This window comes from Neisseria viridiae, from assembly GCF_962747995.1.
GTDB lineage: Bacteria > Pseudomonadota > Gammaproteobacteria > Burkholderiales > Neisseriaceae > Neisseria > Neisseria viridiae.
The window spans coordinates 13,207-39,113 of the sequence record NZ_CAUJAJ010000003.1 but is presented as its reverse complement, the minus strand read 5'-3'; the positions used below and the strand labels follow the sequence as shown (position 1 = coordinate 39,113).

General features: G+C 52.5%; 23 protein-coding genes and 2 tRNA genes. 3 read left to right on the top strand and 22 right to left on the bottom strand.

The features are described 5' to 3' along the window. Positions 1–154 precede the first annotated feature (154 nt). The 20 genes from Q9J79_RS03015 to mraZ form a co-directional block, all read right to left on the bottom strand. On the bottom strand, positions 155–775 hold the full coding sequence (locus Q9J79_RS03015; protein WP_301912315.1) for an L-threonylcarbamoyladenylate synthase: 621 nt from the start codon (positions 773–775) through the stop codon (positions 155–157). 98 nt (positions 776–873) lie between these two features. Beyond that, positions 874–2,184 (bottom strand): NCS2 family permease, encoded by a 1,311-nt coding sequence (locus tag Q9J79_RS03010; protein ID WP_301912316.1) that lies wholly within the window; start codon positions 2,182–2,184, stop codon positions 874–876. Between the two features lie 137 nt (positions 2,185–2,321). Beyond that, entirely contained in the window at positions 2,322–3,500 is a 1,179-nt protein-coding gene (gene ftsZ / locus Q9J79_RS03005; RefSeq protein ID WP_118997649.1) for a cell division protein FtsZ, read from the bottom strand. A 118-nt stretch (positions 3,501–3,618) separates the two neighbouring features. Then, positions 3,619–4,863 carry a cell division protein FtsA gene (ftsA, locus tag Q9J79_RS03000; RefSeq protein WP_304685273.1) on the bottom strand — a complete coding sequence of 415 codons (1,245 nt, stop codon included), beginning with the start codon at positions 4,861–4,863 and terminating at the stop codon, positions 3,619–3,621. Positions 4,864–4,948: 85 nt separating this feature from the next. After that, positions 4,949–5,677: a cell division protein FtsQ/DivIB gene (locus Q9J79_RS02995; RefSeq protein ID WP_301912318.1), complete on the bottom strand. Its 729-nt coding sequence runs from the start codon at positions 5,675–5,677 to the stop codon at positions 4,949–4,951. Beyond that, positions 5,667–6,581: a D-alanine--D-alanine ligase gene (locus tag Q9J79_RS02990; RefSeq protein ID WP_301912319.1), complete on the bottom strand. Its 915-nt coding sequence runs from the start codon at positions 6,579–6,581 to the stop codon at positions 5,667–5,669. The genes Q9J79_RS02995 and Q9J79_RS02990 overlap by 11 nt, the downstream gene beginning before the upstream one ends. 112 nt (positions 6,582–6,693) lie before the next feature. After that, positions 6,694–8,103 carry a UDP-N-acetylmuramate--L-alanine ligase gene (gene murC, locus Q9J79_RS02985; protein WP_301912320.1) on the bottom strand — a complete coding sequence of 470 codons (1,410 nt, stop codon included), beginning with the start codon at positions 8,101–8,103 and terminating at the stop codon, positions 6,694–6,696. Between the two features lie 290 nt (positions 8,104–8,393). Next, entirely contained in the window at positions 8,394–9,461 is a 1,068-nt protein-coding gene (gene murG, locus Q9J79_RS02980) for an undecaprenyldiphospho-muramoylpentapeptide beta-N-acetylglucosaminyltransferase (protein WP_301912321.1), read from the bottom strand. Between the two features lie 3 nt (positions 9,462–9,464). Next, complete coding sequence (locus tag Q9J79_RS02975; RefSeq protein WP_301673138.1) at positions 9,465–10,769, bottom strand: FtsW/RodA/SpoVE family cell cycle protein; 1,305 nt, start codon at positions 10,767–10,769, stop codon at positions 9,465–9,467. 143 nt (positions 10,770–10,912) lie between these two features. Continuing rightward, a complete protein-coding gene (gene murD / locus Q9J79_RS02970; RefSeq protein ID WP_304685274.1) occupies positions 10,913–12,250 on the bottom strand; it encodes a UDP-N-acetylmuramoyl-L-alanine--D-glutamate ligase in 1,338 nt (445 codons plus the stop codon). Positions 12,251–12,335: 85 nt separating this feature from the next. Beyond that, positions 12,336–13,478 (bottom strand): SEL1-like repeat protein, encoded by a 1,143-nt coding sequence (locus Q9J79_RS02965; protein ID WP_304673155.1) that lies wholly within the window; start codon positions 13,476–13,478, stop codon positions 12,336–12,338. 125 nt (positions 13,479–13,603) lie between these two features. Continuing rightward, positions 13,604–14,686 carry a phospho-N-acetylmuramoyl-pentapeptide-transferase gene (gene mraY, locus Q9J79_RS02960; protein WP_304717618.1) on the bottom strand — a complete coding sequence of 361 codons (1,083 nt, stop codon included), beginning with the start codon at positions 14,684–14,686 and terminating at the stop codon, positions 13,604–13,606. 93 nt (positions 14,687–14,779) lie between these two features. After that, the gene (locus Q9J79_RS02955) at positions 14,780–14,956 is read right to left on the bottom strand and encodes a hypothetical protein (RefSeq protein WP_002218790.1); all 177 of its coding nucleotides are present in this window, start codon (positions 14,954–14,956) and stop codon (positions 14,780–14,782) included. 2 nt (positions 14,957–14,958) lie between these two features. After that, the gene (locus tag Q9J79_RS02950) at positions 14,959–16,326 is read right to left on the bottom strand and encodes a UDP-N-acetylmuramoyl-tripeptide--D-alanyl-D-alanine ligase (RefSeq protein WP_304717617.1); all 1,368 of its coding nucleotides are present in this window, start codon (positions 16,324–16,326) and stop codon (positions 14,959–14,961) included. Positions 16,327–16,356: 30 nt separating this feature from the next. After that, positions 16,357–17,370, bottom strand: a complete 1,014-nt coding sequence (locus Q9J79_RS02945) for a Card1-like endonuclease domain-containing protein (protein WP_301912327.1) — start codon at positions 17,368–17,370, stop codon at positions 16,357–16,359. 57 nt (positions 17,371–17,427) lie between these two features. Continuing rightward, on the bottom strand, positions 17,428–18,906 hold the full coding sequence (locus tag Q9J79_RS02940) for a UDP-N-acetylmuramoyl-L-alanyl-D-glutamate--2,6-diaminopimelate ligase (RefSeq protein WP_301912328.1): 1,479 nt from the start codon (positions 18,904–18,906) through the stop codon (positions 17,428–17,430). A gap of 24 nt (positions 18,907–18,930) precedes the next feature. Further along, positions 18,931–20,676 carry a peptidoglycan D,D-transpeptidase PBP2 gene (gene penA / locus Q9J79_RS02935; RefSeq protein WP_304685277.1) on the bottom strand — a complete coding sequence of 582 codons (1,746 nt, stop codon included), beginning with the start codon at positions 20,674–20,676 and terminating at the stop codon, positions 18,931–18,933. 60 nt (positions 20,677–20,736) lie between these two features. Further along, on the bottom strand, positions 20,737–21,000 hold the full coding sequence (gene ftsL, locus Q9J79_RS02930) for a cell division protein FtsL (protein ID WP_002220363.1): 264 nt from the start codon (positions 20,998–21,000) through the stop codon (positions 20,737–20,739). Between the two features lie 23 nt (positions 21,001–21,023). Further along, entirely contained in the window at positions 21,024–21,983 is a 960-nt protein-coding gene (rsmH, locus tag Q9J79_RS02925; protein ID WP_025457823.1) for a 16S rRNA (cytosine(1402)-N(4))-methyltransferase RsmH, read from the bottom strand. Then, complete coding sequence (gene mraZ, locus Q9J79_RS02920) at positions 21,980–22,435, bottom strand: division/cell wall cluster transcriptional repressor MraZ (protein ID WP_003676745.1); 456 nt, start codon at positions 22,433–22,435, stop codon at positions 21,980–21,982. The genes rsmH and mraZ overlap by 4 nt, the downstream gene beginning before the upstream one ends. A 278-nt stretch (positions 22,436–22,713) precedes the next feature. Here mraZ and Q9J79_RS02915 point away from each other — a divergent pair, with 278 nt between their 5' ends. The 3 genes from Q9J79_RS02915 to Q9J79_RS02905 all read left to right on the top strand — a co-directional run bounded on the left by Q9J79_RS02915 (position 22,714) and on the right by Q9J79_RS02905 (position 24,222). Further along, positions 22,714–23,931, top strand: a complete 1,218-nt coding sequence (locus Q9J79_RS02915; RefSeq protein WP_301912330.1) for a class I SAM-dependent methyltransferase — start codon at positions 22,714–22,716, stop codon at positions 23,929–23,931. Positions 23,932–24,062: 131 nt separating this feature from the next. Then, positions 24,063–24,139: transfer RNA gene (locus Q9J79_RS02910), tRNA-Met, on the top strand. 7 nt (positions 24,140–24,146) lie between these two features. Continuing rightward, positions 24,147–24,222 (top strand) — tRNA-Ala (locus Q9J79_RS02905). A 185-nt stretch (positions 24,223–24,407) separates the two neighbouring features. Here the strand turns inward: Q9J79_RS02905 and Q9J79_RS02900 are convergent. Beyond that, positions 24,408–25,229 (bottom strand): undecaprenyl-diphosphate phosphatase, encoded by an 822-nt coding sequence (locus Q9J79_RS02900; protein ID WP_301912331.1) that lies wholly within the window; start codon positions 25,227–25,229, stop codon positions 24,408–24,410. A gap of 32 nt (positions 25,230–25,261) precedes the next feature. After that, positions 25,262–25,906 carry a thiol:disulfide interchange protein DsbA/DsbL gene (locus Q9J79_RS02895; protein ID WP_301673150.1) on the bottom strand — a complete coding sequence of 215 codons (645 nt, stop codon included), beginning with the start codon at positions 25,904–25,906 and terminating at the stop codon, positions 25,262–25,264. Position 25,907: the final 1 nt, after the last annotated feature.

The window sequence follows — 25,907 nt, the reverse complement described above, 5'->3', positions numbered from 1 at the left end:
ATGCCGTCTGAAGGGCTTTCAGACGGCATTTTGTTTGATGTTCCGAACAGACAATCCGCCTGAAACAAAATGTGCGGCGGCATTCCGAACTTCCGTAAACGGCAAAACACCCGATACGTTCGGACGGTTTATGTTTCAGACGGCATCGGTTTCCCTACAAACCGAACACCGCCGTATCGCCGCAACCTTGGCGCACCAATTCCGTACCGTCGGTCATGTCGATGACGGTGGTCGGCTCGGTTCCGCACCAGCCGCCGTCAATCACCAAATCGACGGCATGCTCCAAACGGTCGCGTATTTCATAAGGGTCGGTCAGCGGTTCGCCGTCTTCGGGCAACATCAGAGTGCAGCTTAAAAGCGGCTCGCCCAACTCCTCCAGCAGGGCTTGTGCAACGGCATTATCAGGAATACGCAGCCCGATGGTTTTGCGTTTCGGGTGCAGGGTGCGCGCCGGCACATCCTTCGTCGCCTGTAAAATAAAAGTATAAGGTCCGGGTGTGGCGGCTTTAAGCTGACGAAACTGTACGTTGTCGATTTTGGCATATGTACCCAACTCGCTCAAATCGGCACAGACCAGTGTCAGATGGTGTTTCTGATCGATTTTGCGGATGGAGAGTATGCGTTCCATCGCCGCCTTATCGCCAAGTTTGCAACCCAAGGCGTAACACGAATCGGTCGGATAAACGACCACGCCGCCTTGATTGATGATTTCGACTGCCTGCTTGATGAGGCGCTCTTGAGGATTGTCGGGATGAACGGCGAAAAACTGTGCCATGTTTTGTGTCCTTATCGTCATGTTTTCCGTATTGTACGCCCAAAATCCAAACAAAATGCCGTCTGAAAATTTCAGACGGCATTTGATGCTTACAACCATCAACCCAAATACCAGAATTTCAGTGCCCACAATACGGCAACAATCCATACCATAGGCGGAACATCCCCGGTTCGGCGACACAAAAGTTTGACTACGGCATAACTGATGAAGCCGAAAGCGATGCCGTCTGCAATCGAATAAGTAAACGGCATGAAGACAATGGTCAGGAATGCGGGTGCGGCTTCCGTCATATCGTCCCAATCGATGTCCCTCGCGCTGCGGAGCATCTGCGTGCCGACGTAAAGCAGGGCGGGCGCGGTAGCAAAAGCGGGAACACTTTTCGCCAATGGGGAGAACATCAGACAGGCGAGCATCAATACGCCGACGGTAACCGCCGTCAGACCGGTCCGTCCGCCTGCCGATACGCCCGCCGCGCTTTCCACATAAGGCGTGGTCGAAGAAGTACCCAAAGCCGCACCCGCCACAATGGCGGTAGAGTCTGCAAGCAGTGCGCGTTTCAGGCGGGGCAGCTTACCGTCCACCAGCAGTCCGGCACGGTGGGATATGCCGACCAGCGTTCCGGTACTGTCAAACAGATCGACCAAGAAGAAGACGAAAATCACACTGACCATACTGACGGTAAACAGGCCTTTAAAATCCATCTGCATAAAGGTCGGCGCAATGCTCGGCACTTCGCCGATGATGCCGTAAAACTCGTTCAAACCCATCAGGCTGGCAATGACGGTAATGGTCAAGATGGTAATGATGATTGCACCTTGAATGCGGAAGTATCCCAAAACAACCACCATGGCAAAACCGAACAGTGCCAACAACGCAGACGGTTGATGAATATCGCCCAAACCGACCAAGGTTGCCGGATTGGCAACGATAATGCCTGCGCCTTTCAGGGAAATCAGTGCCAAGAACAGACCTATACCGGCAGCAATCGACATTTTCAAACCCATAGGCAGTGCGTTGACCAGCATTTCCCTGACTTTAAAAAAGCTGAACAGGATGAAAATCAGACCAGAGATGAACACCGCGCCCAAAGCCACCTGCCAAGGCACACCCATACCCTTAACGACGGCAAAGGTAAAATACGCGTTCAAACCCATACCCGGGGCAAGCGCAATCGGATAGTTGCCGACAAAGCCCATAACAAAGCAACCGATGGCGGATGCGATACAGGTAGCGACGAATACCGCCCCCATATCCATCCCGGTCTCACCCAAAATCAGGGGGTTGACGATAACGATGTAGCACATCGTCAAAAATGTCGTCAGACCCGCCATCAATTCGGTGCGAACCGTTGTACCGTTTGCCCGGAGATTGAAAATCCTGTCCAACAGTGTTTGTTTTGAAGTGTCCATATCTGAAAGTCTGTATCAAGTGGAAAAATCTGAATCCGCCGACCGCAAACCGTACGGAATTGCAACATCTTGAAAAACATACCTCCCAAACCGGACAAACCGGTTCGGGAGGCAATGGGTTTACGGCACACGGAGCATTATTTGTCTGAATTGTACTGACGGCGCAAAATCGCAGGGATTTCAAAGTCGTCAAGTACGGACTGATTGTCGAAATCCGCTGCTGTCAGATTCATGGTGCGGATACCGCGATTGGTGCGGATCATACCTTCGACATTGTGGCTTTGCTCCTGTTTGGACGGGGCAACCGGTTCTACCTCCCTTGCCGGAGTAGGATCGACCGCGCCTTTTTCTTTCAGACCGGTAGCGATAATGGTAATCCGGATGGCATCCTCGCTCATAGTTTCGTCTTCTGCCGCACCGAATTTGCATTCCAAATCGGGATGCGCGCTTTGATTGACGATTTTCATCACTTCGGACAACTCGGACATTTTCAGGCAACCCGGAGCAGTCGTAATATTGACCAGCACACCGCGCGCACCGTCCAACGTCACATCGTCCAACAGCGGGCTGGAAATGGCCTGATCGGTCGCCATACGCGCACGGTCGATACCTTGGGCATAACCCGAACCCATCATGGCGATACCGCGGTTGCTCATCACGGTTTTCACGTCGGCAAAGTCGAGGTTGATGATTTCGCTCGGACAGGTAACGACTTCGGAAATGCCGGCAACCGCATCGCGCAATACATTGTCGGCGGCGCGGAAGGCTTCGCGCATCGTTACGTCTTCGCCCAAGGCGGTCATCAGTTTGTCGTTCGGGATGATGATCAGCGAATCGACGTGTTCTTTCAATTGTTCCAAACCCGCCTGCGCGACATGGACGCGCTTGCCTTCATATGCGAACGGGCGGGTAACCACGGCAACGGTCAGAATGCCCAAAGACTTGGCAATCTCAGCAACAACCGGCGCGGAACCGGTGCCGGTACCGCCACCCATGCCGGTCGTGATAAACAGCATATTCGCACCGCGAATGGCTTCTTCAATGGCCTCCCGGTCTTCCTGGGCTGCCGCACGGCCGATATCGGGATTCGCGCCCGCGCCCAAACCGCGTGTCAGATTCGTACCCAACTGGATTCTCTTCGCCGCATGGTTTTTTGCCAGAGACTGCGCATCCGTATTGGCACTAATGAACTCTACACCGCGCACATTGTTGGCAACCATGTTATTGATTGCATTGCAACCGCCGCCGCCCAAGCCGATTACTTTAATTACCGCAGGGCTGACTGCCGATTCTGCCACGTCGTAAACAAATTCCATTCAAAAACTCCTGCTCGCCCCGTTCAGAGGACGGTTTAAATAAATCATTATTTATTATATAAGAAGTATCTTGCTGCTGGCAAAATACTTCTCACCTGTCAAACAGCAATCCACCTGTTCAGAGGTTGTTTTCAATCCACCGCTTCAATCTTGCCAACAAACCGCCGCCCTCTTCCCTCTCTTGCACTGCACCGTTTTCCGGCTGCGGCAAGTTTCCTTCCAGCTTGCGTGCTGCATGAAGCAGCCCGATAGCGGTAGAAAAGCGCGGTGTGCGGACACGGTCGGATAAACCGCCCATTTCTTGTGGCGCACCGGTGCGTACAGGCAGATCGAAGATTTTTTCGGCAAATTCCACAATCCCGGTCATCATGGACACACCGCCGGTCAGAACGATACCGGCATTCAGCACTTCTTTGGGGAAACCCGATTTTTGCAGCTCGCCCAGCACTACGCCAAAAATCTCCTGAATGCGTGCGCTGATGATTGCTGCCAAAACATTACTGGAAACCTGACGCGATGTCCGGTCACCCACGCCCGGAACTTCAATCATCTCACCCAAGCCTTCCGTATCGCATGATGCCACGCCATAATGGATTTTAATGTACTCGGCGGCATCGAGAGGTGTTCTCAACGATTTGGACAAATCTTTGGTAATCAGATTACCACCGGCCGGAATGACGGACGTATGGCGGATGGCGCCGTTCATATAAACGGCAATATCGGTCGTTCCGCCACCAATGTCGATGACGCATACGCCGAGGTCTTTTTCATCTTCAGTCAGCACCGCCTGCCCGCTTGCCAACGGCTGAAGCATGATTTGATCGCTTTTCAAGCCGCACCGCTCGATACATTTTTGGACATTCTGCACTGCCGTACTTGCACCGGTAATGATGTGCACCCGCGTATCCAGACGCACACCGCTCATACCGATGGGCTCCCTCACGCCAAGTTGGGTGTCGATAATGTAGTCTTGAACCACGGCATCGAGAATTTTTTGATCGGGCGGGATATTGATTGCCTTTGCCGTTTCAATGGCGCGGTCGATGTCTGCCTGCGTGACTTCCCCGTCTTTGATTTTAACCACACCTTGCGAATTGAGGCTGCGGATGTGGTTGCCTGCGATACCTGTGGTAACGTGGGTAATTTTGGTATCCGCCATCAGCTCGGCATCATTGACCGCCTGCCTGATGGCCTGGACGGTGGCATCGATATTGGTTACCATGCCCGCGCGCAAGCCCCGTGAAGGAGCCTGCCCCAAACCGACGATGTTGATTTTGTCGTCATCTTGAACTTCCCCGATCAGTGCGAGGACTTTAGACGTACCGATATCCAGTACGCTGATATATCTTTTCTGCTGTTCCATTGTTCGTCTGCTCTTAAAACTGATTGAAATTTGCGTCGCACCGTTTCAGACGGCACGGCCGTAATCTGTCCGATACCTGTTCCCACTATTCTTCGGATTCTTTTTCGGGTAAACCGTCGGAAGCATAGCGGACTGAAAATCCGTCCTTATACCTCATATCCACATAGGATAACCGATTTTTATTTTTACGCAACAGATGTTGCCACGCTTCGGTAAAAAGCCGGAGGCGTTTCATCTCGTTTTCCCGTCCGAGCCTGACAGTAATGCCGTTGTCCAAAACGACATTCCACGCCGAACGCGCCGTATAGGTCATCTCTTTGATGCCCAAACCCTGTTTTGCCAAAACAGTCGAAAATTCGTCATAACGGCGGAGCATTTCGGCAGACGTTCCCTCACCGCCTCTGAATACCGGCATTCCGGGTCTGTCCAAACGGGCTTCAAAAACATTGCCTTCGCCGTCCACCAAGGCACGGGCGCCCCAACGTGCAACCGGCTTGCGCTCGGTCAGGACGACCTCAACCGTATCGGGAAAACGGCGGCGCACCATGACCGACGCAATCCACGGATACCGGCGGTAGGCTTCCTGTACACCATTGATGTCCGTCCTCAAAATATTCCCATGGATGTATTCTTTCGCCAAACTGCCCAATGCCTTCTTATCGGAATAAACCAGGTTGCCCTTCAGCGACACCCGCTTGACGGGCAGATGATTCGAATTGTAAAACCAAACCAGCCCGGACGCGGCAAGCAGCATCGCCATCATGACAAGCAGCCAGCGCGTCAGCCGTTCCATCGCTTCGGCATTATCCCACATGTGCGGTCTTCAAAATTTCAATACATAAATCGGCAAAACCCACGCCCGTAACGGCAGCGGATTTCGGTACTAAACTATGGCTCGTCATACCGGGCAGGGTGTTGATTTCCAACAGATAGAGTTTGCCGTCGGTATCTTTGAGGAAATCGACGCGCACACAGCCTTCCGCACCGATTGCCTGCGCGCCGCGAACCGCCAGTTCGCGCATCAGGCTTTCTTCGGCTTCGGTCAGATCTTCCGAAGGACATTGATAAATGGTGTCGTCTCGGTTGTACTTGGCTTCGTAGTCGTAAAACTCGGTTGCGGGAATGATGTGTATGCCGGGCAGCCCTTTGCCGTTCAGGACGGGGCAGGAATATTCGCCGCCGCCGATAAAACGTTCGGCAATGATTTCGCCCTGAAGGTATTTCAATTCTTCGTAAACGCTTTTCAGACGGCCTTTTTCTTTGACTTTTACCACGCCGACGCTGCTGCCTTCGGCCGCTGGTTTCACAAACATCGGCAGGCCCAATTTTTCTTCGACGGCATCGAAATCAGTGTCGTCGTGCAGGACGGCGAACTCGGGAACGGGCAGTCCCAATGCCTGCCAAATCAGTTTGCAGCGGTATTTGTCCATGCCGATGGCGGATGCGGCGACACCGCTGCCGGTATAGGGGATGCCCAACAGCTCCAATGCACCCTGAACAGCTCCGTCTTCGCCGTAAGTACCGTGAAGGATGTTGAATGCCGTCTGAAAGCCCCGCTCCTTCAGTTCGGATAACGGCGTTTCTTTAGGATCGAAGGCGTATGCGTCTATGCCTTTGCTTTTTAAAGCGTTCAAAATGGCGGTGCCGCTGTCCAGCGAGATTTCTCGTTCGCTGGAAAAACCGCCCATCAATACGGCCACTTTGCCAAAATTCTGCATTGTTTTTGTTCTTTCCTGATTGCTTTATGCTTGTTGTCAGAGGTCGTCTGAAACCTGATTTGCGGTTTCAGACGACCTTTATATGATGTTCCGTCTGTCAGGCGGGTGTGCCTCAAATCTGTTTCGACAATTCCAGCAGCGCGGCGGGGACGCGGTTGATGCTGCCCGCGCCCATATTCAGCACAATGTCGCCGTCTTGTAAAACATTCATCAGCATTTGCGGCAGGTCGGCGACATTTTCGCAGTAAATCGGCTCGAGTCTGCCCAAAACGCGGATGGCGCGGGCAAGGGCGCGGGAGTCGGCTGCGGCAACCGGTTCTTCGCCGGCGGCATAGACTTCGGTCAACACCAGCGCGTCAACGGTATTGAGGACTTTGGTGAAGTCTTCAAACAAATCGCGCGTGCGGGTATAGCGGTGCGGCTGGAAGGCAAGCACCAGGCGTTTGTCCGGATACGCGCCGCGCGCGGCGGCGAGGGTTGCCGCCATTTCGACGGGGTGGTGTCCGTAGTCGTCCACCAGCAAAGCGGTTCCGCCGTTTGGCAACTTGATGTCGCCGTATTTTTGGAAGCGGCGGCCGACGCCTTCAAATCCAAGCAGCCCTTTTTGGATGGCTTCGACGGATGCGCCGACTTCAAGTGCCACGCCGATGGCTGCCAATGCGTTCAGCACGTTGTGTCTGCCGGGCATATTCAGCACGACTTCAAACGGCTCTTGCTCATGTCCTTTCATTTGAACATGAACGGTAAATTTCATTTGTGCACCGACGTTTTCAATATCGGTCGCGTAGATATCGGCAGTATCGTCCAAGCCGTAAGTGGCGTAAGGTTTGCTGATTTTCGGCAAAATCGCGCGGACGTGTTCGCTGTCGATACACAAAAAGGCTTTGCCGTAGAACGGCATACGGTGGATGAAGTCCACAAACGCCTGATGCAGTTTCTCAACGCTGTGTCCGTAAGTGTCCATATGGTCTTCGTCGATATTGGTTACGACGGACATAATCGGCGTCAGATACAGAAAAGAAGCATCGGATTCGTCGGCTTCGGCAACAATGTATTCGCCTTTACCCAAACGGGCGTTGGTACCCGCGGCGTTGAGTTTGCCGCCGATAACGAAAGTGGGGTCGAGACCAGCCGCGCCGAGGATGGAGGCGGTCAGGCTGGTGGTCGTGGTTTTGCCGTGCGTACCGGCGATGGCGATGCCGTCACGGAAGCGCATCAGTTCCGCCAGCATCAGGGCGCGCGGAATAACGGGGATTTGCTGCTCCAGCGCAGCGACAACTTCGGGATTTTCTTTTTTGACGGCGGTAGAGGTAACGACAACATCCGCACCGTTAACGTGTTCTGCGGTATGGCCGGGATAAACTTGAATGCCCAGGCTGCTCAAATGCTCGGTAGCGGCATTTCGCGCCTGATCCGAACCGGAAACTTTAAAGCCCAAATTGTGTAAGACTTCGGCGATACCGCTCATGCCGACGCCGCCGATACCGACAAAATGGATGTTAGTAACTCGATTTTTCATCATAATGTTGCGTTCCGGTGGATTTCGATGCGTAAAGGCGTTATTTTAAAGGGCTATCCGCTTCTACGCCATAGTTTTTTTGTAAATTACAGATGTTTCGGCATACAGGATTTCATATCGATGGCAATATAGTTAAAAATAAGGCTGCACTCGGCGGCAAACTCTGCTTTCCTACCCATTTTCAAACTCGATTTCACATACCGAAACACCCGAAAAAAAACAAAATATAAGGCCGTCTGAAACCGGTTTCGTGGTTTTCAGACGGCATCTGTTTCGTTTATCGCATTATATCATCATGCCGTACACGCGATGGCGGCTTCCGCCACATCGTCCGCGCTGTGCGGCAGTGCCAAAGTACGGGCGTTCTCTGCCCATTTGAGACATTTTTCGCGGTTCAGGCTGCCGAGGATTTCAGCAAGTTTTTCCGCTGTCAATTGGGTTTGCGGCAACAGCAATCCCGCCTCCGCCTGCACCATAAAACGCGCGTTGGCGGTTTGGTGGTCGTCAACGGCATAAGGGTACGGAACAAGCAACGCGCCCAGCCCCGCTGCCGTCAACTCGGCAATCGTCAGCGCGCCGGCACGGCAAATCACCAAATCGGCATCGCGGTAGGCGGACACCATGTCGGTAATAAATTCCACGCATTCGGCCTTCACGCCCAGCGCGTCGTAATCCGCCTGCAAGCCGCCCAGCTTGCCCCGTCCCGATTGGTGGTACATCTGCGGACGCGCATTATCGGGCAGCAAAGCCAATGCCTGCGGTACGGTTTTGTTCAAAACGTCTGCACCCAAACTGCCGCCGACCACCAAAATTTTCAGACGGCCTTCACGCCCTTGGAAGCGTTCGGCAGGCACGGGCAGCTTAGCAATATCGGCGCGGACGGGGTTGCCGACCAAGCCGCCTTCGTGGTTAAACGCTTTGGGGAAGGCGTACAGCACGCGTTTCGCCCAGCGCGACAGGTGGCGGTTGGACAAACCGGCCACGGCGTTTTGCTCGTGAATCACAATCGGCACGCCCAATAGCTTCGCCGCCAAACCGCCGGGGAAGGTAACGAAACCGCCGAAGCCGATGACGCACTCGACACGGTGTTTGCGGATAATCCGCTGCGCTTCGCGGACGGTTTGATATAAAGTAAACGGCAGCATCAGCTTGCGTTTGATGCCGTTGCCGCGAACACCTTTAATCGCCAGCGTTTCAAGCGGAATATCGTATTGCGGCACGATACGCTCTTCCATCGAATCCTTACTGCCCAGCCAAATCACATGATGGCCGCGCGCGCGCAACGAATCCGCCACCGCCAGCGCGGGGAAAATGTGTCCGCCCGTTCCGCCCGCCATCAGCATGAAGGTTTTACCGCCCATGATTTACTCCTCTTGGTAACCGCGCATTTTCCGGCGGTTTTCATAATCGATGCGCAACAGCAGCATAATACTGAAAAACATTACCCCCACTGCCGAACCGCCGTAAGAAATCAGCGGCAGCGTCAGACCTTTGGTCGGCAACGCGCCGATATTCACGCCGATATTGAAGAAACTTTGGATACCGATCCAAATACCGATACCCGAAGCGATATAGGCGTTGAAAGTCAAACCCAAATCGCGCGACTGCTTGCCGATGGAAAACGCCCGCACCACCAGCCAGCCGTAACAGAACACCAGCACACACATACCGAAGAAACCAAATTCTTCGGCAATAATGGCGAAAATAAAATCGGTATGCGCTTCCGGCAGAAACCCGCGTTTGCTCAAACTTGCCCCCAAACCCATGCCGAACCAGTCGCCTCGTCCGATCGCCATCAGCGACTGGGTAAGCTGATAGCCTGTGTTCTGTTTGTCCTGCCAAGGGTCGAGAAAGGTCAGCACCCTTTGCATACGGTAAGGGGCGGCGGCAATCATCAGTGCCATCCCACTCAAAACACTGCCCACCAGAATGAAAAAATATTTCCACGGCAAACCCGCAAGGAACAGCAACCCGACAGTAATGACGGTAATCACGACAAACGAACCGAAATCCGGCTGGAACATCACCAGCGTCAAGCCGAACGCCACCAGCATGATAGGCAGAATAATCGACCGGAAGCGGTTATACATTTCTTTGGTTTCGCGGCGCGCCTGAGGATTGGTGAAGGACATCGCCAGATTGGCCGTCCCCCGCCAAATCGACCGCCAGCCGAGGTGTTCCATACTGCGCAACACTTCTTCGCGGCGGGTAAACAGGCTGGCCAGATACAAGATGACCGCCAACTTAAATAACTCGGTCGGTTGGAAATTGACTATCACCAAGGGAATCCAACGTTTCGCACCATTGACTTCATTGCCGACAAGCAGCACAGCAACCAACAACATAACTGAACCGGCGAATATCCACGGCACCAGCCACCGCCACGTTTTCATCTTCAAAAGGCTAAAGCAACCGCATAAGAACGCACTGCCGGCGGCAAATGCCGCCTGTTTGCCGACATAGCCGAATTGGCTGCCGCCTTCGCGTACCGCCGAATCCACCGAAGCCGAATAAATCATCAGCAGGCTGAATACCGTCATCAACACCAACATCCACAAAAGCGGCGTGTCGAATTTCCTGCCGTCGCGCACAATCTGCCTGTCGAGCAGCAGAGTGTGGACACCGTCGCCCACTTTTACCAATACTTCCGAAATCTTCAAAAAAACCACCTGTCATTCTGTTTGCATCTGCCGCAAAGGGCAAAAATTTCAGACGGCAGATAATGCCGTCCGAACATACGATACATCCCCAATCAATATTCTAAATCTTTACTTCCCGCCCAACAATGACGGCGTTTGCATTTCAGACGGCATCACAAAGCCTTAAACGCTTCGATAAACACTTCCGAACGGTGCGCGTAGCCTTTAAACATATCGAAGCTCGCGCAGGCGGGGCTGAGCAGCACGATGTCGCCCGCTTCGGCTTGCGAATATGCCGTCTGAACCGCTTCTTCCAAAGTGGCGCAGTCGGTCATATTCAGACCGCAGCCGTCCAAATCGCGGCGGATTTGCGGCGCATCAACACCGATCAGGAACACGCCTTTTGCCTTGCCGGCAAGTGCGTCGCGCAGGGGCGTGAAGTCCTGCCCTTTGCCCATACCGCCCAAAATCACAAAGAGCGGATTTTGCAAACCGGCAATCGCGGCGGCGGTCGCACCGACGTTCGTGCCTTTGCTGTCGTCGATGAACACCACGCCGTTTTTCTCGCCGATTTTTTCCACGCGGTGCGGCAGGCCTTGGAAGGTTTTGACGTGTTCGAGCAATGCTTCGCGCGGCAAACCGACGGCTTCGCACAAGGCGACGGCAGCCATCACGTTGGCGGCGTTGTGCAAGCCTTGCAACAGGATGTCTTGCGTGGCAATCAAATCTTCATTGCCTTGTTTCAAAGTGCCTGTCTCGCGTTCCAACCAAAAATCGGCTTCGTGTTCCAACGAAAACCATTTCACCTCGCGCCCGGCGCGCTTCATGGCGCGGCAGAACACGTCGTCTGAATTTAAAACCTGCACGCCATCGCCACGGAAAATCTTATCCTTGGTATGCGCGTAGTCGAGCAGGTCGTCGTAGCGGTCGAGATGGTCTTCGGAAATGTTCAGCACCGTCGCCGCAGTCGGGCGCAGGCTTTCAGTGTTTTCCAGTTGGAAACTGGAAAGCTCCAACACCCACACGTCCGCCTTTTTGCCTTCGCGCTGCAATTCCGCCTCCAAAACCGGCGTGCCGATATTGCCCGCGATAACGGTATCCAGCCCGCACTTGATGCAGAGATAGCCGACCAGGCTCGTTACCGTCGTTTTGCCGTTGCTGCCGGTAATCGCAATCACCTTGTCGCCACGGCGGTTCACAATGTCCGCCAGCAATTCGATGTCGCCCAACACGCGCCCGCCGTTTTGCTTGAACGCCTCAATATCCGGCTGACGCTCGCTGATGCCGGGACTGAGCGCCAGAATATCGAAACCGTTGTCCAACGCATCTTTCAGACGGCCCGTGTAAAACACCAGCCCGTCAAATGTCTTACCGATTTGCGACACGCGCTCCGGTTTCAGCTCCGCATCATAAGCGGCAACCTCCGCGCCGTTTTTGCGCAGGTAGGCAATCATGGAAATACCCGTGCCGCCGAGTCCGGCGACGAGGATTTTTTTGTTTTGGAAAGTCATGTTGGTTTTGTCCTAAAACAAATCATATTGAGCAGGAAGATGTCCGCTCCTACTCAAGCCGCTTTCAGACGGCATCGCGGGCTGTTCAATAACCCGCCTTCAGGCGTTGGTAATTGTCGCAGCCGTCTTGGTTTCCGTTGTCGCAAGCCTTACCGTACCATTCTTGGGCAAGGGCGAGGTCTTGGAGCACGCCTTGCCCTTGTTCATACATCACACCCAAATTATTTTGGGCATCGGCATACTCTTGTTCTGCAGCCTTGCGATACCACTGCACTGCCTGTGCATCGTCTTGACGGACTCCTCGCCCATTGTCATACATCACACCCAAATTGAATTGGGCTCTGGCAAGCCCTTGTTCTGCCGCCTTGCGATACCACTGCACTGCCTGTGCATCGTCTTGACGGACTCCTCGCCCTTGTGCATACATATCGCCCAAATAACTTTGGGCTTGAGCATCCCCTTGTTCTGCAGCCCTACGATACCACTGCACTGCCTGTGCATCGTCTTGACGGACTCCTCGCCCTTGTGCATACATCGCACCCAAATTATTTTGGGCTTGGGCTAACCCTTGTTCTGCTGCCTTGCGAAACCAATGCACTGCCTGTGCATTGTCTTGACGGACTCCTTCGCCTTTGTAATACATCAGGCCCAAATCCGATTGGGCTTGGGCTAACCCTTGTTCTGCCGCCTTGCGATACCACTGCACTGCCTGTACATCGTCTTGACGGACTCCTTGCCCGTTGTCATACATCACACCCAAATTATATTGGGCACCGGCATACCCTTGTTCTGCCGCCTTGCGATACCACTGCACTGCCTGTGCATAGTCTTGACGGACGCCTTCGCCTTCGTAATACATCACACCCAAACCGAATTGGGCAGTGGCAACCCCTTGTTCTGCAGCCTTGCGAAACCACTGCGCTGCCTGTGCATCGTCTTGACGGACTCCTTGCCCGTTGGCATACATCAAGCCCAAATTAAATTGGGCTTTAGCATTCCCTTGCTCTGCAGACTTGCGAAACCACTGCGTTGCCTGTGCATCGTCTTGACGGACTCCTTGCCCGTTGGCATACATCCAACCCAAATTTAATTGGGCTTGAGCATTCCCTTGCTCCGCAGCTTGGAGCGTTTCCTGAAAATCCGATACGTCATCGTCATCCGCCCACACCGCTTGGTTCAAGCCCAAGGCAATCAGGGCGGCGGCAAGCCATTTGACTGTCTGTTTCATGGTTTTACTCCTGTTTCAGTATAAGGCGGGTTTCAGCCGCCGTTAACGATAAGGCGGGGCGGATTGCCGCCGCAGGTTTATTGCGCGTTCAAATGCCGTCTGAAAGGTGTTCAGACGGCATAGGTTCAGCGGATTTTGAGGGTACTCAAGCCGATTAACACTAAGACGATGGTGATAATCCAAAAGCGGACGACGACTTGGGTTTCTTTCCAGCCTTTTTGTTCGTAGTGGTGGTGGATGGGAGCCATCAGGAAGATGCGTTTTTTGGTTTTCTTGTACCAGCCGACTTGAAGCATAACGGATACGGCTTCTACGACGAACAGACCGCCCATAATCACTAAAACAAATTCTTGACGGACGATGACGGCAACGGTACCGAGTGCCGCACCCAATGCCAGCGCGCCGACGTCGCCCATAAAGACTTGCGCGGGATAGGCGTTGAACCACAAAAATCCGAGACACGCGCCACACATGGCGGTGCAGAATATAGCGACTTCGTTCGCACCGGCGACATAGGGAAGCTGGAGATATTGGGAAAATTGGTAGTGTCCGCTGGCGTAGGCGAAAATGGCGAGGCCGGCGGCAACGAGGACGACGGGGAAGGCGGCCAGGCCGTCCAAGCCGTCGGTAAGGTTGACGGCATTGGATGTGCCGACGATGGTCAGGTAGGACAATACCAAGAAGCCAACTACGCCAAGCGGCAAGGCAACTTGTTTGAAGAAGGGAACAATCAGGATATTGTTGGCGGAATTTGTCGCAAGGTAGAACAACGCCAAGCCGGCAATGATGGCGACGCTCGACTGCCACACCATTTTGAATTTGGCGGAAACACCGTTGGGGTCTTTATAAACCACTTTACGCCAGTCGTCGTAAAAACCGAGCGCACCGGTGGCAAGCAGTACGCCCAAGAGAATCCAGATATACGGGTTCGCCCAGTTGCCCCACAACAGGGTGGACACGGTAATGGCAGTCAGAATCAGCGAACCGCCCATCGTCGGCGTGCCGTTTTTGACGAGGTGGGTTTGCGGGCCGTCGGTACGCACTGCCTGCCCGCATTTGAGCGCGGTCAGCCTGCGTATCGTCCACGGGCCGAACACCAGGGAAAACACCAAGGCGGTCAACGCCGCCATGACGGCGCGGAATGTGGTGTATTGAAAAATATTCAGACCGGTTAACCAGTTGCTGAAATGTGCGAGCCATAAAAACATGGGGCTTCCTTTTTTTGTTTTTGTCGTTACATGGGCTTGCGCCCGTTTGAGGTTGGCTTGCCGTCCGACAAGGTTTCGGACGGCTTTTGCAGATTAACGTGCAGGGACTTTCTCAATCACGCAAATCGGGTAACTCCCCGGATTTTTACCGCCGCCCAAGTCTAAACATAAATCTTCATAAAGATACGCCTGCGTCCGCATTCCGGCATAAAACGCGCCGACCAGCGCGGCAATCAGCAATAAGGCTTTAAAAAAACGTCGGCTTTTCATTTTCAGACGGCCTCTTTATCCGTCAACGCCTCGACCACTTCTTCCATCTGCATAAAACGCGAACCTTTCACCAACACGGTGGCGCGTTCGGGCAAGTCGTGGCTCAACACTTGAATCAACGGGTCTTTGGCGGCGAACCACAAACCGTCCGCGCCAAATGTTTCCGCCGCTTCGACGCTGTTGTCGCCGACAAAATAAGCCGCTTCGATGCCTTGGTCTCGGGCGTACGCGCCGACTTCGGCGTGCATGGCTGCGGCCTCGTCCTCGCCAAGTTCGCCCATATCGCCCATCACGAAAATACGCGGCGCAGGCATACGCGCCAACACGTCAATCGCTGCCCTCATGCTGTCGGGATTCGCATTATAAGTATCGTCAATCAGGGTTGCGCCTTTGATGCCGGACTTGACATTCAGACGGCCTTTGATGTTGCTGAAGCCTTTTAAGCCTTCCGCCACATCGTTCAAACTCAAACCCGCAGCCAAAGCCAGCGCGGCGGCAGCGGCGGCGTTGTGGACATTGTGGCGGCCGGGAACAGGCAGCACCACGGCTGCGCATTCGTCGCCGCACACCAAATCAAATTCGCACGACAACGGTTTCAGCACGATATTTTCCGCGTGGACATCGCCGCTATCGATGCCGAAAGTGCGCGTATTCAAATTAAGCGTTGCCGTTTTGAAGACAGCCATATTGGCATCTTCTTGAGGAATCAGTGCAATGCCGTCTGAACATAAGCCTTGATAAATCTCGCTTTTCGCTTTGGCAATATCGCCCACTCCGTCGAAACCGCAACCGACATGGGCGCGCATGGCGTTGTTGACCAATGCGGCATCAGGTTTGGCAATTTGCGTTAAAACCGCCAGTTCGCCAAAATGGTTCATGCCCATTTCAATCACGGCATAGCGGTGTTTTTCGTTTAATTTCAACAAAGTCAGCGGCAATCCGATATGGTTGTTGAAATTGCCCGCCGTCGCCAACACGGCATCATCGCCGAAACGGCGGCGCAATACCGAAGCCAGCATCTCCTTCACCGTCGTCTTGCCGACCGAACCGGTAATGCCGAACACAAACGGATTCACATTTTCACGCCACGCCTTCGCCAGTGTTTGCAATGCGGCAAGCGTGTCATCAACTTTCAACGCGCCTTTCAAAGACGCGCAATCTTCCCGCGAAACCACAACCGCCGCCGCACCAGCAGCCAATACGTCTTCAACAAAATCATGCGCATCAAACCGTTCGCCCGCCAATGCGAAAAACACATCGCCCGCGCGGATGTCGCGGCTGTCGGTTACGATGCGCAACACGGGTTTGTTTTCAGACGGCATCGGAAGCTTGAGGGCTTGGCAGATGAAATTTAGATCCAGTGGTTTCATGGTTTCTTCCGTTTGTTTTTTCAGACGGCCTCACATAACCATCTGTAAATGTTTCATCATAGATTTAGGTGTAACAAAAGTTAAACCGTACATACTGCCCAATGCCGCCGCCTGACTTTCCTCTAAATCGGCAGCCAGTATCACAAAGCGTTCATCCGGCAAATTCAACCGTTTTTTCAAACGTACATATTTTTCAATGTCCCGTCTGAATTCCCCTGATTTACATTCCACCACAACCGGCTCTTTACCCATCGGTAAAAATACGACATCCAACTCCTGTTTATCTTCATTGCCGAATTCGATTTTCACATTTCTAGCGCAAGAAAAAGCATAATCCTTGCCTTTTTGTTTTGCTTCTTCAAGCATTTTGCCCAAGGCAAACCATTCAAGCCAACCGCCGCAAAAAAAGTGTTTGATGGCAGTGGCACGTTGCAGGTTCAAGCGGACAATTTTTTCCTGTTTCTGATAAAAATACTTAGAAAACAGAGTATGGCTATAAAATTGCCGGCATAGGTTATTCATTGTCTGCCCGTCTTTTTGAGACATTTTGCCGATATCCAAACTAATGCTTGTGTGGTTGTGGCCGTATGCCCGAATAATCTGACCCAACACATTTTTAGTAATCTGATAATTGTTGCCCAATTTAGCGGCAGCCTCATCAAAAAAACCGCTCATATTGACCGCCTGCAAGTCAAACGCCGGCACAATATTGGCCCGGGCAAACCATTGGCGTATCGGTTCATGCTGTTTTTCAGTAGCCAAAATGTCGGTTTCCGATAAATTAACGCCTGTCAGCAGATTATAATTCTGGTTTTCCGAACCGGTATCTTGTTGTGCATTTTCCTCACCGCCGTCTTCCTGTTGCTTCAAAACCTGCAATTCCCGGTTTACCGAGAAATAACGTTCCAACAATTTACTGACAAAAAATAAAGTGTCGTAAACCTTAACCGGAGCCGTGCATTTTGGACAAGCAATTTCACTCATTCCGGATTCGTAGTAATGCTCATTCATGCAACCGCATTTATTGCAACGGTAAATACCCATTTTTTTCCTTAGATTCAGATTACATAAATCAAGATTCATAATGTTTCAGACGGTCTTTCATCTCCGCCCCGCCAACGCTTTTTCCGCAACTTCAAAATCGGAAAAATGGTGCTTCACCCCTTGTACATCCTGATAGTTCTCATGCCCTTTGCCGGCAATCAGAATGATGTCGCTTGCGGCGGCACGTCCGACTGCATAACGGATGGCGGCGGCGCGGTCGGCTTCGACGCATTCGGGATTAGGTACGGCAGGCAGGATGTCGTTGATGATGTCGTGCGGATTTTCCAAACGCGGATTGTCGCTGGTTACGACGACTTTATCCGCGCCCTGTACGGCTGCTGTACCCATCAGCGGGCGTTTACCTCGGTCGCGGTTACCGCCGCAGCCGAATACGCACCACAAAGCCGCGCCCTGCGGTTTGATTTCCTGCAAGGTGGAGAGTGCTTTTTCTAATGCGTCGGGCGTGTGTGCGTAATCGACAACGACCAAAGGTTTGCCGCTGTTCATGATGCAGTCCATACGGCCCGGGGCGGGACGGATTTTTTCCAAAACATCCAATACATTATCAAGCGGATAGCCGTTGGCGCATAGCAAGGCGATGCAGGCGGCGAGGTTTTGCGCGTTGAACCGTCCGAGCAGGCGTGTGCGGCATTTCCCTTCGCCCCAAGGGGTTTGGAATACGGCTGCTATGCCGTCTGAAGAGGCGGTGAAGTCGGTAATGCGGATGTCGGCGTTTCCGTTGAAACCATAGCTGTAAACGGCCAAATCGGGGCAGTCTTTTTTCAGACGGCATACGAGTTCCGCGCCGTATCCGTCATCTACGTTGATAACGGCGTGTTTCAAGCCGTGCCAGTAAAACAGGCGCGACTTGATGCCGCCGTAGGCTTCCATCGTGCCGTGGTAGTCGAGGTGGTCGCGGGTGAGATTGGTGAAGATTGCGCTGCGGAATGGCACGCCGTTGACGCGCGACTGGTCAAGACCGTGGCTGGAGACTTCCATCGCGGCGGCGGTTGCACCTTGCCGGCGGAAGCGGTAGAGCAGGGTTTGGACATCGACGGGGGCGGGGGTGGTGTGCGTGGTTTCTTCCAACGCGCCCCAAAAGCCGTTGCCGACCGTGCCGATAATGGCGGTTTTTTCGCCCAACAAATCGGCTGCTTGCGCCAGCCATTGTGTGATGGAGGTTTTGCCGTTGGTACCGGTTACGCCCCAGACTTTGAGGCCGTCTGAAACATTGCCGTAAACTTGCGCCGCCAACATACCGGCACGGTGTTTCAAATCTTTGATGCCTTGATTGGGGACTTTCCATTCGGGATTCCATGTAAATTTGCCGTCGTCGTCCCAAAAAACAAAAGCCGCGCCGTTGGCAACGGCGGCGGGGATATAACTGCGGCCGTCGGCATATTCGCCCGGACAGGCAACAAAAATATCGCCTTGTTTGATTTGGCGGCTGTCTGAATGCAACAAACGCCCTGCCGAGTTTGCACACGGCAGAGGCGGAAAGTTGGTTTCAGCCAAAGGGGTTAACTTGCTGAACATAAAACAATCTCGTTGATACTCGGATTAAGACGGTGTTTTGACGGCTGCGGCGGTCAGAGGCTTGGTCGGGGAAACGCCCAAGATGTTCAGGCTGCCACCCATGACTTGCTTGAAGACCGGTCCTGCCACTACGCCGCCGTAGTAACCGTTTGCAGTCGGTTCGTCAATGGTTACCGCCACAATCACACGCGGATTTTTAGCCGGGGCAAAACCGATGAAAGTGGCAACGTGTTTGTTATCGACGTATCGTCCGTTAACCAACTTACGCGCCGTACCGGTTTTTGCGCCGACGTCGAAACCATCTACCGCACCCGCCGTACCCGTACCGCCGGGTTCGGTTACAGAAACCATCAACTCACGCACCTGACGTGCGGTCGATGATTTAAATATGCGTTTGCCTTGCGGCGCAACCGCCTGCTTCTCAAAGCTGACCGGCAACAAAACACCGTCATGTGTCAACACGGTATAGGTCCGTGCCAATTGCAGCAGGCTCAACTGCAGACCGTAACCGAAAGACATGGTTGCCTGTTCGATAGGCCGCCATTTTTGCCAATTGCGCAACGCGCCCGCACTTTCTCCCGGAAAACCGGAATGCATACGCACACCGATGCCCAACTCATGATACAAATCATACATTTCTTTCGAACTGAATCGTGCAGACAGTTTGCTTGTACCGACATTGGAAGATTTCTGCATGATACCGCGCACATCCAAAGAAGGATAAACATGGGTATCGCGCACCTGAGCCGGACCAATTTTATAAGGCTGCGTATTCAACCTCTCGTTCAAATTGGTTTTATCCGCATCCAGTGCTTTCGCAATGACAAAGGGCTTTATTGCCGAACCGGGCTCGATCATGTCGGTAACGGCACGGTTACGCCTCTGTTCACTGTCTGCCTGACCGGGTTTGTTGGGCTCATAGGCAGGCGTATTGACCAAGGCGAGGATTTCCCCAGTACGTGCATCCAACACCACCACCGTTCCGGCTTTTGCCTGATGGTATTCGACCGCCTTATTCAACTCTTCATAAGCCAAAGTCTGAATCCTCTGATCCAGAGAAAGAATAATGTCTTTGCCGTTTTGCGGGGCTTTATTGCGCGGGGAGTCCAAGCTATCCACAATATTGCCCTGCCGGTCCCGCAAAACGACTTCCGCGCCGTCTTCGCCATGCAGGCTGTCTTCAAGCGAAAGTTCCAAACCTTCCTGACCTTTGCCGTCAATATCGGTGAATCCGATGACGTGTGCAAACAGGTTGCCCATCGGGTAATGGCGTTTTAATTCTTTTTCAAATACAAAGTTTTCCAAACCCAAGGCTTTGACCTCTTCGGCAATCTTGGGATCGAGCTGCCGCTTAATCCAGATAAACGACTTGCCTTTCTGTTCGAGCTTGTTCCTCAAAACATCAACCGGCACATCGACAAGCTCGGACAGGCGTTCCAATTGTGCGGCAGACGGCATTTCCTTCATATCTTTAGGCACGGCAAACAGGGACTCCGTCGGCGCGCTCAACGCCAAAACCGCACCGTTTCGGTCCGAAACCGTACCGCGTGTAGCCGGCAATGTTTGAGTCCGCACAATCCGGTTGTCGCCCTGTTCTTTCAAAAATTTATACGTTACCGTCTGCAGATACAGTCCGCGGGCAATCAGACCGGCAAACAAGACCGCCATTGCCATCAGGACGAAGCTGATCCGTCCGTTACTGGTCATCGGCTTTTTAACCTGCTCTTCTTTGGGCAGCATCCGGGGCTTATATTCGCTCTTAATCAACATTTTTACTTCTCGTTATTATTATCCTGACGCAGGAATCCGATTCCGGCACACAGGCTGCTTCTATCTTTGATGTTCCACCATAAAGGTATTGCCCGAAACCGGCGGATGGAGGTTTTGTTTTTCTGCCGCCGCCCTGATCGCTTCGTGGTTCGCCAAACGCGCCTGTTGCAGCCTCATTTGCGCATAATCCTGCTCCAAGGCGATTTCCTGTTTTTTCGCCTTGTCCAAAGCTGTGAAGTTGAGCCTGTACTGGTTTTGCTGCATCACAACGGAAAAAGCGGAAACACACACCGCAAGCAGCAGAAGGAAATTCAATTTGTTCATTGCCGTTCAGACGTTTTTCTCTGTTATTGTTCCGGTATCGGACCGGCAGTCCGCTCCGCCACACGCAAAACCGCACTTCTCGCCCTCGGATTGGCGGCAATTTCCGCCTCACCCGGCTTTAATGCCCTGCCCACGATTTTCAGGGGCGGCTCGGGCAAATCCGCTTCTCTGACCGCCGCCCAGCGCGGCAGGGGCGCGTGTTGCGAATATTTTTTGACAAACTGCTTCACAATGCGGTCTTCCAACGAATGGAAAGCAATGACCGCCAAACGTCCGCCCTCTTTCAGACGGCACATGACCTGCGGCAATACCGCCCCTACTTCTTCAAGCTCGCGGTTAATAAAGATGCGGACCGCCTGGAAGGTGCGCGTCGCAGGATCCTGCCCCCGCTCACGAGTACGGACGTTTTGTGCCACGATCTGCGCCAGCTTGCGGGTTGTATCGATTGGACTTTCCGCCCGTTGCGCAACAATGGCCCGCGCAATCTGGCGGCTAAACCGCTCTTCACCATAATTCTTGATTACCTCGTGCAAATCCTGTTCCGACGCAACCGCTATCCACTCTGCGGCAGACATACCGCGCGTCGTATCCATACGCATATCCAAAGGAGCATCGAAACGGAAGCTGAAACCGCGGCTGCCGTCATCGATTTGCGGAGACGAAATCCCCAAATCAAACAGCGCACCGTCCACCTTGCCGATACCCAAACCGTCCAATGCCGTCTGAAACGAAGCAAAACCGCCATGCACGACACCGACCCGTTTGTCCGAACGAGCCAGCTCCTCTGCCACAGCAATCGCCCGCGGGTCTTTGTCGAAAACAATCAACCGCCCCGCATCGCCCAAACGCGACAAAATCAACCGGGAATGCCCTCCCCTGCCGAACGTACCGTCCACATAGACGCCGTCTTCGCGCACGGCAAGCGCATCCACCGCCTCATTCAGCAAGACCGTGATATGCCGGTAACTTTCTGTTTCACTCACAATTGCAAATCCGTCTGACTCAACTGGAAGGCAAGTTCGCCAGGATCGTCGTCCAAAGCCTGAACCATTTCGGCCTCCCACTGCTCACGACCCCAAAGCTCCAAACGGTTGGCCCGCCCGACCAGAACAACTTCACGGTCAAAAACCACCCTCTTCCTCAGCCCGGCAGGAACCAATACCCGACCGGCACTATCCCATTCCAAAATTTCCGCGTTATGCAGCAGAAGATTTTGAAACCGTCGTAAAACAGGGTTATCCGCCACTTTTAAGTTCAAAAGTTGCGCCGCAACCTTTTCCCACTCCGCAACAGGGTACATCAACAGCTTATGTTTCGACTCGAGCGTTACCACTACGGCAGGCGTATAGAGGCGCGACAGAATGTCGCGGAATTTGGCAGGAACAGCCAACCGCCCTTTACTGTCAATGCTTAATTCGTGTGCGCCGCCGAACATGACATGTCCCAAGCCGAAATCAAAATCACAAGGGTAAAAGAGACACTTTGCCCCACAATTCCCCACCAATCGACACTATAAGAAATTTTAAACACTCGGTCAAATACGGACGGAAAATTTCATTAATATATCAAGTCTTTTAAATTCCTTTAAAAACAACAAAATAGAAAAATCCAATTGCAGGCAGCCAACCGCAAGGCATAGTAATAAAGGTAAATAATTACCATATATGCTATTTATTTTAAATAAAAAGCAATATATAGCATTAAAATAAAGCCATGACAGCATCTATACCAACGTGTAATATGTTGGGAAATCCAATAAATTTACACAAGATAACATTTATCATGCCCCTCCCCCTCCCCTCTCCCGAAGCACGGCAATCCTCGCTCAAACTGCAAACCCTCATTGCCGAAGAAATCGGCAAACACGGCAACTGGATTCCATTTTCACGTTTTATGGAATTGGTTTTATACGCTCCGCAATACGGCTACTATACCGGCGGCAGCCATAAAATCGGCAATAACGGGGATTTTATTACCGCACCGGCACTCACCCCTCTGTTTGCACAGACACTGGCACGCCAACTTCAAGAACTCCTACCCCAAACGGCAGGCAATATCTATGAATTCGGCGCGGGAACCGGACAGCTTGCCGCCGATCTGTTGGGCAGCATTTCAGACGGCATCGACTGTTACTATATTATTGAAATATCGCCGGAGCTGGTCGCGCGTCAGAAAAACCTGATTCAGACCCGCGCACCGGAAGCATCTCAAAAAGTTGTCCACTTGACCGCACTTCCCGAAGCGTTTGACGGAATCGTCATCGGCAACGAAGTGCTCGATGCCATACCTGTCGAAATCGTCCGTAAAAATGAAGGCGGATTATTCGAGCACATCGGCGTTTGCACGGATAACGGCCGTTTCGCCTATTCTGCAAGACCCTTGCACGACCCGTCGCTTTCCGCCTCTGCTTCCCTTTATTTCCCTCAAACGGATTCCCCCTACACCAGCGAACTGCACCCGCAACAATATGCCTTTATCCGCACCCTTGCCTCAAAGCTTGAACGCGGAGGTATGATATTCATCGACTACGGTTTTGATGCGGCGCAGTATTACCATCCCCAACGCAGTCAAGGCACATTAATCGGACACTACCGACACCACGTTATCCACAATCCTTTCGACTTCATCGGGTTGGCCGACCTGACCGCCCACGTCAACTTTACCGACATCGCCCAAGCCGGTACGGATGCAGGACTGGATTTGACAGGCTATCTGCCCCAGTCCCATTTTCTGCTGAATCTGGGTATAACCGAACTGTTGGCACAAGTGGGAAAAACAGACTCGCCCGCCTACATCCGTGAAGCTGCTGCCGTTCAGAAACTGATTGACCAGCACGAAATGGGCGAACTGTTTAAAGTCATCGCATTCGGAAAAAATATCGGCACTGATTGGACAGGATTTTGTTTCGGCGACATCTGCCACAAACTCTAACCCTCATGCCGTCTGAATCCGCTTCAGACGGCATAAACTTTTTAACATTTAAAAACAGGAAACTAATTCAAAATTAAAAAATACGGCTTGTCAAAAAAACAAAAAAACATATAATAGCGACTTCACGAAACGGCGAATTAGCTCAGTCGGTTAGAGCAGAGGAATCATAATCCTTGTGTCCGGGGTTCGAGTCCCTGATTCGCCACCAGATTTTCGGGGGTATAGCTCAGTTGGTAGAGCGCTTGCATGGCATGCAAGAGGTCAGCGGTTCGATCCCGCTTACCTCCACCAGATAAAAAAGCACAGACCGTAAAAGGTATGTGCTTTTTTATTGCCTGATTGCCGGAAAACAAAGAACAAACCACTGCCTTCAAAACAGACAATCGACTTTAAACCTATTGCCCTGCCCGTCCTGATTTTATCAGTCCGCCAGACAAACCCGACCCGAATAATGTCTTCAGGCCGGGTTTATGGTTTCATTCCCAACTTATCCAGCCCGACAGCCACAATATAATGATGGCAATACCAAAAACAATACGGTAATAGGCAAACGGGATATAGTTTTTCTTGGAAACAAACCTCAGCAATGCTTTTACCGCCACCAAACCGGAAACAAAAGCGGCAATAAAGCCTATCAGAATCAAACCGACATCATGCAGGGTGAAAAATCGGTAATGTTTCAGGACATCATAAGCCGTTGCTGCAACCATCATCGGAACGGCCAAGAAAAATGAAAACTCCGTTGCCGTTTTCCGCTCGATTCCCCAAAGCATCCCGCCCATAATCGTACTGCCCGAACGGGACGTACCCGGAACCAGTGCAAACACTTGGGCAACGCCGATCATCAACGCATCAATCGGACGCAATGCATCGACATCGGCAATTTTAGGCTCTGCCCGGCTTTGGCGTTTCTCCACCCACAAAATAAAAAAACCGCCCAAAACCAGCATGACCGCCACACTCAAAGGATTGAACAGATGTTCTTTAATCTGTTTGCCGAACAACAGCCCCATCACGGCGGCAGGTATAAAAGCAATGGCAAGATTGAGGACGAAACGGTTGGCTTTCCGGTCTTTTCCCAAGCCGTGCAACACATTGTTGAAACGCTGCCGGTATTCAAACACTACCGCCAAAACCGCACCGAGCTGGATGGCAATTTCAAAAACCTTGTGATTGCTGTGAAAATCAATCAGATTGCCGAACACAATCAAATGTCCGGTGCTGGAAATCGGTAAAAATTCGGTAAAACCTTCTACCAAGCCCATCATCAGGGCTTTCAGGACAATCAGAAAATCCATTGCTTGCGCTTCTTTCGGATACGGGAGTTCGGCTATTTCTGTACAGCAGGGGTCTGACGCTTGCGTTCTTCCCTGACTTTGGCAACCAATTCTTTAATCGTATGAACGCCGCCGTCAAAGCCGTTATTGAAGATGACGCGGTATTTTCCGCCGACAATAACGGTCGGCGTGCTGTCAATACCGTATTGTTCCGTCAGTTTCTGCATTTTTAATACGGCGGCGGCAGCTTCGGGGGAATCATAGGCGCGCATCAGTTTTTTGCCGTCAAAGCCTTTTTGGGACAAAGCCCATTTTTCGGCAACCGCCCTGTTTTCCAAGCGGATTTTTTGTTCGTAAACTGCTTTAAACACGGCAGGGTTTGCCTGATATTTCAAACCTGACAAATTGACGGCTGCTGCCATTCTTGCCAGACCGAGCATTTCAGGTCGCCAGACCACGTGCTCCGTCCTTAAATAGGCATCAGACGGCAATGCCTTGCCCAATTTCAACAACAAAGGATCGAAATGATGGCAATGTACGCAGAAATAGCCGAAAAATTCCAAAACCTCAATTTTGCCCGACTGTTCTTGAGGAATGGGTTTATCCAACACAAGATAGTCTTCCCCTTCCGTCAGGGCATATGCCCGTGCGGACAACACTGCCGAAAGCAGCAGCGGCAACAGATGTTTGAGCTTCATA

Coding starts and splice junctions, on each gene's coding strand:
- Q9J79_RS03015 (WP_301912315.1), bottom strand. CDS start 775: ATGGCACAGTTTTTCGCCGTTCATCCCGACAATCCTCAAGAGCGCCTC.
- Q9J79_RS03010 (WP_301912316.1), bottom strand. CDS start 2,184: ATGGACACTTCAAAACAAACACTGTTGGACAGGATTTTCAATCTCCGG.
- ftsZ (WP_118997649.1), bottom strand. CDS start 3,500: ATGGAATTTGTTTACGACGTGGCAGAATCGGCAGTCAGCCCTGCGGTA.
- ftsA (WP_304685273.1), bottom strand. CDS start 4,863: ATGGAACAGCAGAAAAGATATATCAGCGTACTGGATATCGGTACGTCT.
- Q9J79_RS02995 (WP_301912318.1), bottom strand. CDS start 5,677: ATGTGGGATAATGCCGAAGCGATGGAACGGCTGACGCGCTGGCTGCTT.
- Q9J79_RS02990 (WP_301912319.1), bottom strand. CDS start 6,581: ATGCAGAATTTTGGCAAAGTGGCCGTATTGATGGGCGGTTTTTCCAGC.
- murC (WP_301912320.1), bottom strand. CDS start 8,103: ATGATGAAAAATCGAGTTACTAACATCCATTTTGTCGGTATCGGCGGC.
- murG (WP_301912321.1), bottom strand. CDS start 9,461: ATGGGCGGTAAAACCTTCATGCTGATGGCGGGCGGAACGGGCGGACAC.
- murD (WP_304685274.1), bottom strand. CDS start 12,250: ATGACTTTCCAAAACAAAAAAATCCTCGTCGCCGGACTCGGCGGCACG.
- Q9J79_RS02965 (WP_304673155.1), bottom strand. CDS start 13,478: ATGAAACAGACAGTCAAATGGCTTGCCGCCGCCCTGATTGCCTTGGGC.
- mraY (WP_304717618.1), bottom strand. CDS start 14,686: ATGTTTTTATGGCTCGCACATTTCAGCAACTGGTTAACCGGTCTGAAT.
- Q9J79_RS02955 (WP_002218790.1), bottom strand. CDS start 14,956: ATGAAAAGCCGACGTTTTTTTAAAGCCTTATTGCTGATTGCCGCGCTG.
- Q9J79_RS02950 (WP_304717617.1), bottom strand. CDS start 16,326: ATGAAACCACTGGATCTAAATTTCATCTGCCAAGCCCTCAAGCTTCCG.
- Q9J79_RS02945 (WP_301912327.1), bottom strand. CDS start 17,370: ATGGGTATTTACCGTTGCAATAAATGCGGTTGCATGAATGAGCATTAC.
- Q9J79_RS02940 (WP_301912328.1), bottom strand. CDS start 18,906: ATGTTCAGCAAGTTAACCCCTTTGGCTGAAACCAACTTTCCGCCTCTG.
- penA (WP_304685277.1), bottom strand. CDS start 20,676: ATGTTGATTAAGAGCGAATATAAGCCCCGGATGCTGCCCAAAGAAGAG.
- ftsL (WP_002220363.1), bottom strand. CDS start 21,000: ATGAACAAATTGAATTTCCTTCTGCTGCTTGCGGTGTGTGTTTCCGCT.
- mraZ (WP_003676745.1), bottom strand. CDS start 22,435: ATGTTCGGCGGCGCACACGAATTAAGCATTGACAGTAAAGGGCGGTTG.
- Q9J79_RS02915 (WP_301912330.1), top strand. CDS start 22,714: ATGACAGCATCTATACCAACGTGTAATATGTTGGGAAATCCAATAAAT.
- Q9J79_RS02900 (WP_301912331.1), bottom strand. CDS start 25,229: ATGGATTTTCTGATTGTCCTGAAAGCCCTGATGATGGGCTTGGTAGAA.
- Q9J79_RS02895 (WP_301673150.1), bottom strand. CDS start 25,906: ATGAAGCTCAAACATCTGTTGCCGCTGCTGCTTTCGGCAGTGTTGTCC.